12 protein-coding genes are annotated in these 13,637 nt (G+C 40.2%); 10 read left to right on the top strand and 2 right to left on the bottom strand.

Annotated elements, in window-relative coordinates; translation table 11 throughout:
• Positions 1-199: 199 nt before the first annotated feature.
• Positions 200-1,675: a glucose-6-phosphate dehydrogenase gene (gene zwf / locus CYG50_RS07785; protein ID WP_102140282.1), complete on the top strand. Its 1,476-nt coding sequence runs from the start codon at positions 200-202 to the stop codon at positions 1,673-1,675.
• Between the two features lie 103 nt (positions 1,676-1,778).
• Here zwf and pdxK read toward each other — a convergent pair whose 3' ends face one another.
• Complete coding sequence (pdxK, locus tag CYG50_RS07790; protein ID WP_102140283.1) at positions 1,779-2,627, bottom strand: pyridoxine/pyridoxal/pyridoxamine kinase; 849 nt, start codon at positions 2,625-2,627, stop codon at positions 1,779-1,781.
• Between the two features lie 634 nt (positions 2,628-3,261).
• Here pdxK and mdtJ point away from each other — a divergent pair.
• Both mdtJ and mdtI read left to right on the top strand, forming a co-directional pair.
• Positions 3,262-3,690 carry a multidrug/spermidine efflux SMR transporter subunit MdtJ gene (gene mdtJ, locus CYG50_RS07795; protein ID WP_042843885.1) on the top strand — a complete coding sequence of 143 codons (429 nt, stop codon included), beginning with the start codon at positions 3,262-3,264 and terminating at the stop codon, positions 3,688-3,690.
• A 1-nt stretch (position 3,691) separates the two neighbouring features.
• Complete coding sequence (gene mdtI / locus CYG50_RS07800; protein ID WP_004254980.1) at positions 3,692-4,024, top strand: multidrug/spermidine efflux SMR transporter subunit MdtI; 333 nt, start codon at positions 3,692-3,694, stop codon at positions 4,022-4,024.
• A gap of 282 nt (positions 4,025-4,306) precedes the next feature.
• Here mdtI and CYG50_RS07805 read toward each other — a convergent pair whose 3' ends face one another.
• Entirely contained in the window at positions 4,307-4,654 is a 348-nt protein-coding gene (locus tag CYG50_RS07805) for a RidA family protein (protein ID WP_102140284.1), read from the bottom strand.
• A gap of 151 nt (positions 4,655-4,805) precedes the next feature.
• Here CYG50_RS07805 and yoaA point away from each other — a divergent pair, with 151 nt between their 5' ends.
• The 7 genes from yoaA to CYG50_RS07845 all read left to right on the top strand — a co-directional run bounded on the left by yoaA (position 4,806) and on the right by CYG50_RS07845 (position 13,582).
• Positions 4,806-6,731: a DNA repair helicase YoaA gene (gene yoaA, locus CYG50_RS07810; protein ID WP_102140285.1), complete on the top strand. Its 1,926-nt coding sequence runs from the start codon at positions 4,806-4,808 to the stop codon at positions 6,729-6,731.
• A 94-nt stretch (positions 6,732-6,825) separates the two neighbouring features.
• A complete protein-coding gene (tsaB, locus tag CYG50_RS07815) occupies positions 6,826-7,524 on the top strand; it encodes a tRNA (adenosine(37)-N6)-threonylcarbamoyltransferase complex dimerization subunit type 1 TsaB (RefSeq protein WP_102140286.1) in 699 nt (232 codons plus the stop codon).
• Between the two features lie 201 nt (positions 7,525-7,725).
• The gene (gene tnpA / locus CYG50_RS07820; RefSeq protein WP_114365413.1) at positions 7,726-8,184 is read left to right on the top strand and encodes an IS200/IS605 family transposase; all 459 of its coding nucleotides are present in this window, start codon (positions 7,726-7,728) and stop codon (positions 8,182-8,184) included.
• Positions 8,185-8,482: 298 nt separating this feature from the next.
• Positions 8,483-9,085: a Slp family lipoprotein gene (locus CYG50_RS07830; protein ID WP_102140665.1), complete on the top strand. Its 603-nt coding sequence runs from the start codon at positions 8,483-8,485 to the stop codon at positions 9,083-9,085.
• Between the two features lie 428 nt (positions 9,086-9,513).
• A complete protein-coding gene (fadD, locus tag CYG50_RS07835) occupies positions 9,514-11,202 on the top strand; it encodes a long-chain-fatty-acid--CoA ligase FadD (RefSeq protein WP_102140664.1) in 1,689 nt (562 codons plus the stop codon).
• A gap of 85 nt (positions 11,203-11,287) precedes the next feature.
• Positions 11,288-12,409 (top strand): ribonuclease D, encoded by a 1,122-nt coding sequence (rnd, locus tag CYG50_RS07840; protein WP_102140666.1) that lies wholly within the window; start codon positions 11,288-11,290, stop codon positions 12,407-12,409.
• 429 nt (positions 12,410-12,838) lie between these two features.
• Positions 12,839-13,582, top strand: coding sequence for a Slam-dependent surface lipoprotein (locus tag CYG50_RS07845; RefSeq protein WP_102140663.1), 744 nt, complete (start codon positions 12,839-12,841; stop codon positions 13,580-13,582).
• Positions 13,583-13,637: the final 55 nt, after the last annotated feature.

A 13,637-nucleotide genomic window follows, 5' to 3' on the forward strand; every position in this document is an offset into this window, starting at 1 on the left:
AAAAATTATTCAGTGTGTAACATAAGATTGAACAGGCAATATGTTGTTTTTTTCATCATAAAAACTGTGATCGGTATCATGAACATTTACTGGGCACTAGCAACAGGGTACATTAGCGGAATTAGGGCTAATTTTAACAAAATTACAATAAGGCCTATCCTAGTTAGGTCTTACATTCCGCAAATTGAGGAGAACCAATATGGCGGTACATAATGCTGCTCAAGCTTGTGACTTAATTATTTTTGGCACCAAGGGAGACCTCGCTCGTCGTAAGCTGCTGCCATCGCTTTATCAATTAGAGAAAGCAGGTTACATTCATCCTGATACGCGCATTATTGGCGTCGGCCGTGCTGAATGGAGTCAAGATGATTATGTTCACTTTGTCAAAGAAGCGTTAGAGAAGTTCTTAAAAGAAGATCTCGATTCAGCCTTATGGGAAAAACTGAGCGCGCGCTTGGATTTTTGTAACTTAGACGTTAATCAGACTGAAAGTTTTGTGCGCTTAGCTGAAATGTTAAAACAAGATGCACAACCTGCCATCCATTACTTTGCAATGCCACCGAGTACTTTTGGTGCAATGTGTCAGGGCTTGGGCCATGCTAAATTAAATAAAAAGCCAAATCGTGTTGTCATGGAAAAACCACTGGGAACGGATTTAGCATCGTCACAAGAAATAAATAATGAAGTGGCTAAGTATTTTGATGAAAGCCAAGTCTATCGCATTGACCACTATCTTGGTAAAGAAACCGTTTTAAACTTACTCGCATTGCGTTTTGCAAACTCGTTATTTATCAATAACTGGGATAACCGCACTATCGATCATGTCCAAATCACGGTTGCAGAAGAAGTGGGAATCGAAGGTCGCTGGGGGTATTTCGACCAAGCTGGCCAAATGCGTGATATGGTACAAAACCACTTATTGCAAATCTTAACGATGATTGCCATGTCGCCACCGGCAGACTTAACCACTGACCGTATTCGTGATGAAAAAGTGAAAGTCTTGCGTTCTTTACGTCGTATTGATCATACCAATGTGCGTGAAAAGGCTGTACGTGGGCAATATACCTCTGGTTTTGTTCAAGGCAAAAAAGTTCCTGGATATTTAGAAGAAGAGGGTGCGAATAAGCAAAGTATGACCGAGTCATTCGTTGCTTTACGTGTTGATATTGATGATTGGCGTTGGGCAGGTGTACCTTTCTATTTGCGTACGGGGAAACGCCTACCTGCTAAATGTTCAGAAGTTGTGGTTTATTTTAAAAAACCCGCGCTGAATATTTTCTCTGAAAGTTATCAAGACCTGCCTCAGAATAAATTAACTATTCGTTTGCAGCCTGATGAAGGGATTGATATTGAAATTATGAATAAGGCACCAGGCCTTGATCATAAACACCGTTTACAAACCACTAAACTGGATTTAAGTTTCTCTGAAACTTTCAACCAGACTCATCTTGCAGATGCTTATGAGCGTTTATTACTTGAAGCCATGCGTGGCATTCAAGCATTGTTTGTTCGCCGTGATGAAGTAGAAGAAGCATGGAAATTTGTTGATTCTATTATCGATGCATGGGCAATGGACAATGAAGCGCCTAAGCCATATCAAGCAGGAACTTGGGGGCCGATTGCATCTGTAGCAATGATCGCACGTGATGGCCGTTCATGGAATGAGTTTGAATAATATTATCAACACATGAAATGTTAGTTAGCGTATTGATTTAAATGGCGGGATGACCCGCCATTTTTCTATGTTTACGATATTTTTATCTTTATTACATAGGGAACTAAAGGATTAGTTCACTACGTCCTGTCGCTGCCATATGAATAATCGCTTGTTCGATGCGTAAACATGCCATTTTAGCGGCATCAGGAACGGATAGCCCTGCTAATAACTGGGCGGTGAGTTCTGCACCAAATAAATCCCCCGTTCCTTTTGGTGTGACAGGGTAACGTTTATGACGGATCACGGCTACGTTATCTTTGGTAACACAAACCACTTCAATATTATCGTCATCAGGCTGGAAAGCACTTGTGATGATTACCCACTGTGTATTTCCCTTTAATAAGCTACGGGCTGCGGCTGTCGCATCATCCAAGTTATTGACTTGTTTACCACTTAAGGTCATGAGTTCGAATTTGTTTGGAATAATTCCTGTAGCTAAAGGTATGACTTTATCGCGGTATACCTCGGCAATTTCGGGTGGAATATAAAAACCACTATCTTCATCACCCATGACTGGGTCGACAATAACCGGTAGCGCTGTTCGTTCTTTACGGACTAAGGTTAGCCAGTTAGCTAAGTCTTGGGCTTTTTCTGGGGAGCCTAGATAGCCTGTCAAAATAGCTCTCACTGAATTTAAGCTACCACGCTCAACAAAACCGTTTAAATAACCACGAAACCACTCACCAGGTAACTCACCACCATAGCAAGTTGTATAATGAGGCGTATTACTGAGTACTACAGTCGGTACTGCCGCAACACGTAAACCTTGTTTTGTCAGGGCTGGAACGGCAATGCTATTTCCAACACTGCCATAAATAACTTGTGACTGAATTGAAACAACATCATAAGGTAATGGTGTTGCATCAGCAGAATTTTGGAAACTATTAGAGGTAAGGCTAAAGGCGTTCATGGCTCTCTCTTCGGCATATTACAATCATATAGCTACTATAAGAAGCTTGTTCAATCAGGTTGTCAATGCTAAAAATCGAATAGATTATTTAAGGCGTGATGAGAGTATAAAAAGTGGGAAAAAGCATTTTTTTTAAAAAGTAATTCCACTGGAAAATTTATCATTGTCGCTTGTTTATTCGTGTAGTATCCGACATATCAAGGGTTAATTAGCATATTAATGAATAGTTATGCATATTTCTATTCAATATAAAAAATGTTTATATTCATTGACTTAATAAAATTGGCATGCTAAAAATAAGCTGAAATTAACTATCAACATGAGGGTTCGGAGTAAATTGGGTAGATGTCTACCTGATGAAAAGAATAAGATATCATGCTTAGCTCAACTAGCGGCAAGATCAGCAAGTCCCAAAAAAGAACGACACACAGGCTTTTCCTTTCAGCTATCCTTTCCAGTGAACACTACTGGTGTGGTGCATTATAGCGTCTCTCTCGATTATTCATTTCGCTGAATAAACTCAGCAACACGTTGTTATTTATTTGAATTTTCAACAACCGCGCAATAGTTATTTGTATTATTAACTTGTACAAAAAATAGTCTATTACGTGGCTGTATATAGAGAGATATTATAATGATTTACTGGATATTTTTAGTATTAGCTATCATAACTGAAGTTATCGGTACCCTATCAATGAAACATGCGAGTGTAAGTGGTGATTTCACCGGTATGGTGGTGATGTATGTCATGATAGCAACATCGTACATTTTACTTGCTGTCGCAGTTAAAAAAGTGGCACTAGGTGTCGCCTATGCACTATGGGAAGGTATCGGTATCCTTTTTATCACAACATTTAGTGTCATGTGGTTTGGAGAAACGCTATCGCCAATGAAAATCGGTGGGTTAGTATTACTGATCACCGGTATTGGGCTGATTAAATCAGGCACCAAAAAAGCCACTGTTCGCCAATCTGCACAGAAAGTAAAACAAGTTACACAAAACGCGGTCAATGCAGCCAAAACAAATGCTTTAGTTGGGCGCGAAGCTAAGTCGGAGGCGTAATATGGCCAGTCATTTTGAATGGTGGCATGCTGCGTTTTTGATCCTAGCAGTCATATTAGAAATCGCCGCCAACATTTTGTTAAAAATGTCGAATGGATTTAAACGGTACTGGATAGGCATTCTTTCTCTCATTGCGGTACTCGGAGCCTTCAGTGCATTAGCGCAAGCAGTAAAAGGCATCGAGCTTTCAATTGCCTATGCATTATGGGGGGCATTCGGGATTATCGCGACAGTAGCAGCAGGTTGGATACTTTTCAATCAACGGCTAAATTATAAAGGCTGGGGGGGAATTGTGTTATTGCTACTAGGTATGGTTCTCATCAAGATGTCGTAATGCTCGTCATATTTTGCATTGTCGCGTTGTTGGCTGCATTCGTTAACCCTAGTCACATACTTATGTATGCTCCAAGGGATTAACTCACTTGCCGCCTAGCGACACTGCAAACTATTTAGAGCATGAATGGGAAGCCTATTTTGCACTGTCGCGTTGTTGGCTGCATTCGTTAACTCTAGTCGCATACTTATGTAATTAGTTATATTCTCAAATTATAGCTATTCAAAATAAAATGGGCGCTCATAACTGGCGCCCATTTTAATTAAGTTAAAATTTGCCTAATCAATCAATTGCAGCAACAATCTTAATTTCGACTTTATATTCAGGCTTCATTAGTAATGCTTGGACAGTACAACGGACAGGCGCACTTCCAGCAACAACCCATGCATCCCATGCTTGGTTCATACCTGCAAAATCGGCTTTATCAGCGAGAAAAATAGTCGCATCAAGGATTTTACTTTTGTCTGAGCCAACACGCTCAAGCATGACATCAATCGCTGCAAGCGTGTTTGCTGTTTGGGCAACAATGTCAGCATCAAGGTTTTCAGGAACACTGGTGTAGTAAATTACATCATTGTGAATAACAGCTTCCGACCAACGATTATCTGGGTCAATGCGTTTGATAGTCATAATTATTCCTTATTATACATGTAGCTCAAGAATAACAGTTTGTAGGTAGGATGAAAATCAGTTGTTCAACGAAACAATAATTACCTCAGCAGGGTTAATAAACTCATGGTAAAGTGTGAGCCCTCATTATTACTCATAAATAGGTCTTGTAGTGCACGACGATTTTTCTGCGGATGGCTTTTTAGCCAGAACAATTCCCGGTTTTCAGCCTCGAGAAGCACAAGTTACTATGTCAAACGCAGTAACCGAGTCGATTGAGCAGCAGCATGTGCTAGTGGCGGAAGCTGGTACTGGAACAGGAAAAACTTATGCGTATTTAGTTCCTGCATTGCGTAGCGGAAAAAAAGTTATTGTTTCAACGGGCTCAAAGGCCTTACAAGATCAACTGTATCACCGGGACTTACCAACAATTATTGAGGCCATGAATTACACTGGGCGCACAGCCTTGTTAAAAGGGCGTTCGAATTATTTATGTCTAGAGCGATTAGACCAACAATCCCTCGGGGGTGGTAGTCTTGAGCCTGAGATATTGTCAGCGGTTGTGAGGCTACGCAGTTGGTCCATCGAATCTGAGCTAGGAGATACAAGTACTTGCCATGATATCGCTGAAGATAGCCCAGTTTGGCCATTGGTAACCAGCACTAATGATAATTGCCTTGGTAGTGATTGCCCGCGTTATCAAGACTGTTTTGTTTTAAAAGCACGACGCAAAGCATTAGAAGCCGATATTGTTGTTGTGAATCACCACTTATTTATGGCTGATAGAGTGGTGAAAGACACAGGTTTTGGTGAGCTAATCCCCCAAGCAGAAGTCATGATTTTTGATGAAGCGCACCAAATTCCTGATATAGCCAGCCAATATTTTGGCCAGCAACTTAGTAGTCGCCAATTGCTGGATCTGGCGCGCGATATGATTATGACCTATCGAACAGAGCTAAAAGACCAAGTGCAGCTACAAAAAAGTGCAGATAGACTCACGCAAAGCACGTTAGACTTTCGGCTCAATTTGGGTGAAAACAGTTTTCGTGGCAATTTACGTGATTTACTGAAACGTCCTGAAGTACAAAGGGCGTTGACGCTCCTTGATGATTCCCTTGAACTTTGTTACGAAGTGATTAAAACCACTTTAGGCCGCTCACAGAGCTTAGACTCTATTTTTGAGCGCGTCACAATATACCGAAATCGTTTAAACCGTTTAAAAGATGTGACAATTGCGGGTTACAGCTATTGGTTTGAAAGTTATGGTCGCCATTTTTTATTGGCACTAACACCCTTAACGGTTGCAGATAAATTCAGTGAAATGATTGCAAGTACGCCGGCCAGTTGGGTATTTACATCAGCGACGTTGTCAGTAAATGAGAAACTAAGTCACTTCACTGACCGTTTAGGTTTAGTTACTGCAAAAACGTTATTATTAGCCAGTCCATTTGATTATCAAAGCCAAACTTTATTATGCGTTCCTCGCTTTTTACCAGAACCCAATCAACGAGGTTTAGCACAAAAATTGGCAACAATGCTACGACCTATGATTGAAAAAAATCAGGGGCGCTGCTTCTTTTTATGTACCTCACATCTGATGATGCGCGAATTGGCGGAAGAATTTAAATCTTCATTGACATTGCCGGTCTTAATGCAGGGGGAAAGTAGTAAAAATAAACTATTGTCTCAGTTCATTTCAGCGGGGAATGCCGTGTTAGTCGCGACGAGTAGTTTCTGGGAAGGGGTTGATGTGCGAGGGGATGAACTCACTTGTGTCATTATTGATAAACTCCCATTTACGGCACCGGATGACCCGTTATTAAGAGCCCGCATCGAAGATTGTGAATTACGGGGGGGAGATCCATTCTCGGATGTTCAATTACCCGATGCCGTTATTACTTTAAAACAAGGTGTGGGCCGGTTAATTCGTGATACCAGTGACTATGGTGTCATCGTCATTTGTGATAACCGTTTAGTGACTCGCCCTTATGGTGAGGTTTTTTTACGTAGCCTTCCGCCATCACCACGGACAAGAAGTATACAAAAAGCAATTGCATTTCTTGAAGAAAAAAGGCAAGAAGCAGATAGAGCAAGCTAAATCCTATCTTGTTTTTCTGCTATTCCTACAGCCGTTTGTGCTAATATAAACGGCATCTTTTAATCAAAAACTATTAATTTGCCGGAGTTTAGGCATGTCGAGTCGTATTCTTGCTGTTGATACAGCAACAGAAGCCTGTTCAGTCGCGCTTTGGTGTGATGGTGACATTATTTCGCGTTTTGCTATTTCTCCTCGCGAGCACACGCAAAAAATTTTACCAATGGTTGAGGACGTTCTTGCAGAAGCAGGAATGGGGTTGAGCCAGTTAGATGCATTGGCTTTTGGGCGTGGTCCTGGCAGTTTCACGGGTGTTCGTATTGGTGTTGGGATCGCACAAGGGCTAGCATTAGGGGCTAATTTGCCTATGATCGGCATTTCCTCTTTAATGACACTTGCAGAAGGCGCCTTTCGTATTGAGGGCCATGAACAGGTATTAGTGGCTATAGATGCACGGATGTCAGAAATCTATTGTGCCCAATATCAGCGAACAGCTGAAGGTCAATGGTTAGGTGAAGACACTGAAGCCGTTTTACTTCCCGATGATTTTGAAAGTAAATTTGCTAAACTTTCAGGGCGTTGGGGTTATGCAGGCACAGGGTGGGAAGCTTATCCTTCATTATTGAATGCATCAGCTACATTAGCTAACAGCCATATAACGCTGCCTGATGCGCAAGATATGTTACCCATTGCAGCTCAATTATGGCAACAGGGAAAAGTGGTTGCCGTTGAAAATGTCGAACCGACTTACTTACGTAATGAAGTTACATGGAAAAAATTGCCTGGTCGTGAATAAGATACAGGAAGTTAATTGATATCGAATTGGCTATATCTCGTGATATAGCCAATTTTTTGTGTATAGAAAACCCCCAGCTAGGCTGGGGGTTCCGTAAAGCTTTCAGCTTTGAATAAGATATTAAAACCCCTTTTGATTTGTTAAAACACCTTGCGGTCTGGCAACTGCAAGAGTCAAACAAAAAATCAAAAGGGGGTCCCAATGGGGGACGAAAAGAGCTTAGCGCATACACGATGGAATTGTAAATATCACATTGTTTTTGCCCCAAAGTATAGAAGGCAAGTTTTCTACGGTGAAAAACGTAGGGCGATAGGTAGTATTTTAAGGAAATTGTGTGAGTGGAAAAATGTCAGGATAGTGGAGGCAGAATGTTGTGTTGACCACATACACATGCTTCTAGAAATCCCACCCAAGATGAGTGTTTCGAGCTTTATGGGGTATTTAAAAGGAAAAAGCAGTCTAATGCTTTATGAGCAATTTGGGGATTTAAAGTTTAAATATCGAAATAGAGAGTTTTGGTGCAGAGGGTACTATGTTGATACGGTAGGAAAGAATACGAAACGAATACAAGAATATATAAAACATCAGTTAGAACAGGATAAATTGGGAGAGCAATTGTCGCTCCCCTATCCGGGCAGCCCGTTTACGGGCCGTAAGTAATCCATAGATGCAAATGTCAGAGCCGTTATGCGCCTGTTAGGGCGCGGCTGGTAACAAAGCCTTATAGGCGCATATTAAAAACCTCCGGCTATGCCGGAGGATATTTATTTATATTAAACATAAAACCAATCAAATATTGATTATAAAAAATACAAATCGAATCATTTAATAATTTAGGGTATTATTAGGCAGTAATAGAACTATTATGGCGACTTTTAACATATCGTGTTTTTGTTTGCTAAATGCTATTTAAAACTGTATTACCTGAATTTATAATATAGCTAATCGGAGGTGGTCTATGAATATTGAATTAAACTGCCGTAATGCACTTAAAGGCCTTTTTGTTGCAAGCGTATTAGCACTAACAGGGTGTGTTTCTATACCAGCTTCAATTCAAGGTTCGGTTCAAAACCCAACAGATAACTTAACATCTGTACAAAATGCCCCTGAAATGTATATTGGTCAGGAGGCGCGTTTTGGTGGAAAAGTCCTTGCCGTTGAAAATGAAGCTGCAAGAACACGTTTAGAAATTGCGGTGATGGCATTAAATAAATATGATGCAGCGCCAGAACTTAATGCGCCTTCTATTGGGCGTATTTATGCTTATCTAAATGGCTTCCGTGAACCAAGTGATTTTACTAATCGTTATATCACTGTAGTGGGGAAAATCACGGGTGAGCAGCAAGGGAAAGTAGGGCAAGTTCCTTATAAGTACGTCACGTTAGATGTTACTGGTTTCCAACGCTGGAATGTTGCTCAAAGTGTTATGATCCCACCATCTGGCCCGTGGGGTTATGGTTATTACGGAGACCCATATTTTTATAATCACCCATGGGGTTATGGTTATGGATACGGTTACCCTGGGGGACCAGTACCCGTACAAACTTATTTAACAGAATAACACTCCCGTATCTGTTTAAAGGCCCTGCTTATAGCAGGGCCTTTTTGCTAGCACAAAAAAGAATATCCAATAAGCGTTAATAGATAAAAGTACGCAATAAAAACATTAATTGAAATATAATTCCAATAAAAGTGACTTCGGTTAACGTAATAGGCTAAATCCCTTCTTAAGTGGCTAGATAACCACTCCAAAAATCACGTAACATCATGTATAATTGCGCAATCTTGTACAGATTTACATCTGTTTAACTAATTTAAGACAAACTAGGCGGCTTAGTCCGCCTAGTTTTTTCTTGAAGGAACAAAATTTATTTAGTGATAGACCTCTCAACCTTGACATTGTCTGTTTTTCAAACTGGTACGCTGAGTTAATAATTTGTTAAAAGAGATGTTGAGTATAATAACTTCACTAAATTCAGGAGTAACATTTTGGAAAAAATCTGGCTAAAAAATTACCCTGCTGATGTGCCGGAAGAAATCAATCCTGATAGCTTCGCTTCTCTAGCAGAGTTACTTGAAAATGCGGTCTCTCAATTTGCCGACCAACCTGCATTCATTAACATGGGCGCGGTGATGACTTATCGGAAACTTGAAGAGAGAAGCCGCGCTTTTGCTGCCTACTTACAAAATGGACTTGGCCTTAAAAAAGGGGATCGTGTCGCGTTAATGATGCCAAACCTATTACAATATCCGATAGCCTTGTTTGGGATATTACGTGCAGGTATGGTTGTCGTAAACGTTAACCCACTTTATACCCCAAGAGAATTAGAGCATCAATTAAATGATAGCGGTGCAACAGCAATTGTCATTGTGTCGAATTTTGCGCATACATTGGAAAAAATTGTTTTCAATACCAAAGTGAAACACGTCATTTTAACTCGGATGGGTGACCAGCTTTCACGCCCTAAAGCTACAATTGTTGATTTTGTTGTCAAATATGTAAAACGCTTAGTCCCTAAATATAATTTACCCGATGCGATCTCCTTTCGCCGTGCCATGCATTATGGCTATCGTATGCAATATATTAAACCTAATATTACTGGCGATGACTTGGCCTTTTTGCAATATACGGGTGGAACGACGGGGGTTGCTAAAGGAGCGATGTTAACTCATCGCAACATGCTAGCAAACATTGAGCAGGCAAGGGCAGCTTACGGGCCTGTATTGAAATTTGGCGCTGAATTTGTTGTCACTGCGTTACCGCTGTATCACGTTTTTGCATTGACAGTAAACTGCTTACTGTTTATCACTGTAGGGGGCGTTAACTTATTGATTACCAACCCTAGAGATGTGCCCGATACCGTAAAACAATTAGGACGTTATCCCATTACATCAATTACGGGGGTTAATACCTTATTTAATGCATGGCTGCACAATGAAGAGTTTAAAAAACTGGATTTTTCACGTTTACGCCTTTCAGTTGGCGGTGGCATGCCTGTTCAAAAAGCAGTTGCAGAAAAATGGCAAAAGCTCACAGGAAAACATTTACTCGAAGGATATGGTTTAACAGAATGTGCCCCACTAGTAACCGGTAATCCTTATAATTTAACCAGTTATAGTGGAAGTATTGGTTTACCTGTTCCGTCAACAGATGTTAAATTTCTTGATGATGAAGGCAATGAAGTTGCTATTGGTGAGCCAGGTGAAATGTGGGTAAAAGGTCCTCAAGTCATGAAAGGCTATTGGAACCGGCCTGATTCCACCGCTGATACGATAGTGGATGGTTGGTTAGCAACGGGGGATATCGCTGAAATAGATAGCGAAGGGTATATCCGCATTGTTGATCGTAAAAAAGATATGATTATCGTTTCGGGTTTTAACGTCTATCCTAATGAAATCGAGGATGTTATTTCTGCACATCCTGATGTTATAGAGTGTGCTGCAATTGGCATACCAAGTGAAAGTACCGGCGAAGCGGTTAAAGTTTTCGTTGTAACGAAAAATGCGAATTTAACGGGTGATGAGCTAAAAACCTTTTGCCGTCGTTCATTAACCGCGTATAAAGTCCCTAAGATATTTGAATTTCGTGATGAATTACCAAAATCTAATGTGGGTAAAATTCTGCGTAAAGACCTACGTGATGAAGAAAAATTGCAAAGAGAAAAATCACAAGTATGATTGTGGTTTAGTCTTAAACTATGAATAGATGACGCCGGTTTTAGCCGGCGTCATTGTGATGAAAATAAAAAAAGAGAAACTTGTTTTGAATTATCGTTTAGTAACTACAGATAGCGAATTAGCCCAAGTATGCCAAGAGGCGAGTAATGCACCATGGCTCGCTTTGGATACCGAGTTTGTTCGTACCCGAACATATTACCCACAACTAGGTTTGCTACAACTATATGATGGAAAACAAGTTTCGTTAATTGATCCATTATTAATGACGGATTTTAGCCCGTTCAAAGCACTTCTGACGAACTCTGCGCAACTTAAATTTTTACATGCAGGGAGTGAAGACCTTGAAGTGTTCATGCATGATTTTGATTGTGTTCCTGAGCCGATGATCGATACACAAATTGTAGCGGCATTTTTAGGTTATCCAATTTCTTGTGGCTTTGCGTCATTGGTTGCTGAGCATTTAGGCATTGAACTAGATAAAAGTGAATCACGGACAGACTGGCTTGCGCGCCCACTGAGTGAAAAACAATGTGATTATGCTGCTGCTGATGTGCTGTATTTACTACCATTAGCTGAAATTCTGATGGAAAAAGTGACTGAAGCGGGCTATTTGGAAGATGCTAAAGATGAGTGCCAACGTGTTGTGGCCCGCCGGCAAAAAGCGTTAAAGCCTGAAAAAGCCTACATGAATATTCATAATGCATGGCAGCTACGTGATGAGCAGCTCGCCTGTTTGCAATTATTAGCCCAATGGCGTTTAAATCAAGCAAAAGCCCGCGATATGGCGGTTAATTTTGTGGTAAAAGAAGAGCACCTGTGGAAGGTCGCCCGTTATTTACCGGGTTCGCTCGGTGAACTCGATGCGCTTGGTTTAACGGGGCAAGAAATTCGTTGCCATGGTAAGCGCTTATTATCAATTGTCGAACAAGCTAAACAACTCGATGAGAGCCAATACCCAGCTCCTGTGTCGAATATTACTGAACAGAGCCAATACAAAAGCGTATTTAAAGAAATTAAAACAGTAGTTAAAGATATTGCTGAAAACGAAAAATTTAATGCAGAGCTATTGGCCTCTAGGCGGCAAATTAACCAATTACTGTCTATTCATTGGGGATTAAAGTCTTCGGCTACACCTCCTGAGCTGTTGGCGGGCTGGAGAGGGCGGTTACTTGCAGAACCCATCGCAAAGTTATTAGCGAACGTATAATGCATTCAGGTACAAGAAGAGTGCTTCTTGTACCTAATTTAAATACCTGAGTCTATTTATCTTTATCTTTATCTCCATTATTCATTCAATAAACTTATAAAAACATATATCTTATTTGTTTTTAAATATGTTTATTTGTTTTTTAATTAAAAACTGTAATTAGTCTTAAAAATCAAATCAATTATTAATGTAAAAAGTAATAAATAAAATTACTTATTTCAGGGTTTTTAATTAACCAATTAAAAAATAAAAAGTTATTTTATTTTAATGCTTTAATAATGAAAGGTTGAATTATATTTCTTACATTTGTAAATGAAAATTATTTTTATATACTGAATCTCGAGCATTAAAGGAAAGAGTAATCTTTTATTTAATGTGTTTCTTTAATAAATCAACCTAATTCAAACTTCTATTTAAGAGGGTGAATAAATGAAAAAATTATCACTAATTACAGTCGCAGTATCTTTCTCTATATTCTCTGTTGGTGTTATGGCAGAAACGGAATCAGCGCAAAGCTTAAGATACGATCTTGACCTAACAAATATTATTGTTGGTAAAACCCAATCAACCATGGGGCCACACGGTGGTAGTATTGGCGCACCGGGTATCGGTTCTCGTTTTATGAGAGATGGGAAAACAATTTCATTTTCAGGCTTAAAAAACTTAGTCACGCAAAAGCCAGACAATGTTTATGTTTTGGAAAGTGGCGGTAGCCCGCACGGCGGAATGGGTAAGTTCCAATTTAGTCAGGTTGCAGATGCTGAGGTATATTTCGGTGATTGGTCACAAACTGGGGAAGCCGATGACGCAATGCACACGGTTTATTTCTCCGGTGAAAATGCAACGACAGAAGTGCCAGCCAGTGGCCAAGCGACTTATACTATAGCGGGTATTAACCAGTTTGCAGGTGAAGTAAAACAGACGGGTTGGTTTAATGCTGATTTTACAGATAAATCATATACAGGTTTATTAGAAGGAACGGATAGCCACTCCATGGCGGGGGATATTAAAGAAGACGGTAAATTTAGCGGTACTGCCATTGCCAATGAAACACACCATGGTAACAGTATGGGGCAACTCTTTGGGGATAATGCAGAACAAGTGGCGGGTATTCTCTCTTATGAGAATAACCGTGAGTTAGACACGGCATTTGGTGGCCAGAAAGACGAATAATTACTGAACATATAATAAGCTAAAAAAAGTAGGCAAAAGTGATTTTGTCTACTTT

Source organism: Providencia huaxiensis, assembly GCF_002843235.3.
GTDB classification, from domain to species: Bacteria; Pseudomonadota; Gammaproteobacteria; order Enterobacterales; family Enterobacteriaceae; genus Providencia; species Providencia huaxiensis.

What these genes read in the sequence shown, in the direction of transcription:
- zwf (WP_102140282.1), top strand. Translation starts at nt 200, where the DNA reads ATGGCGGTACATAATGCTGCTCAAGCTTGTGACTTAATTATTTTTGGC.
- pdxK (WP_102140283.1), bottom strand. Translation starts at nt 2,627, where the DNA reads ATGAACGCCTTTAGCCTTACCTCTAATAGTTTCCAAAATTCTGCTGAT.
- mdtJ (WP_042843885.1), top strand. Translation starts at nt 3,262, where the DNA reads ATGATTTACTGGATATTTTTAGTATTAGCTATCATAACTGAAGTTATC.
- mdtI (WP_004254980.1), top strand. Translation starts at nt 3,692, where the DNA reads ATGGCCAGTCATTTTGAATGGTGGCATGCTGCGTTTTTGATCCTAGCA.
- CYG50_RS07805 (WP_102140284.1), bottom strand. Translation starts at nt 4,654, where the DNA reads ATGACTATCAAACGCATTGACCCAGATAATCGTTGGTCGGAAGCTGTT.
- tsaB (WP_102140286.1), top strand. Translation starts at nt 6,826, where the DNA reads ATGTCGAGTCGTATTCTTGCTGTTGATACAGCAACAGAAGCCTGTTCA.
- tnpA (WP_114365413.1), top strand. Translation starts at nt 7,726, where the DNA reads ATGGGGGACGAAAAGAGCTTAGCGCATACACGATGGAATTGTAAATAT.
- CYG50_RS07830 (WP_102140665.1), top strand. Translation starts at nt 8,483, where the DNA reads ATGAATATTGAATTAAACTGCCGTAATGCACTTAAAGGCCTTTTTGTT.
- CYG50_RS07845 (WP_102140663.1), top strand. Translation starts at nt 12,839, where the DNA reads ATGAAAAAATTATCACTAATTACAGTCGCAGTATCTTTCTCTATATTC.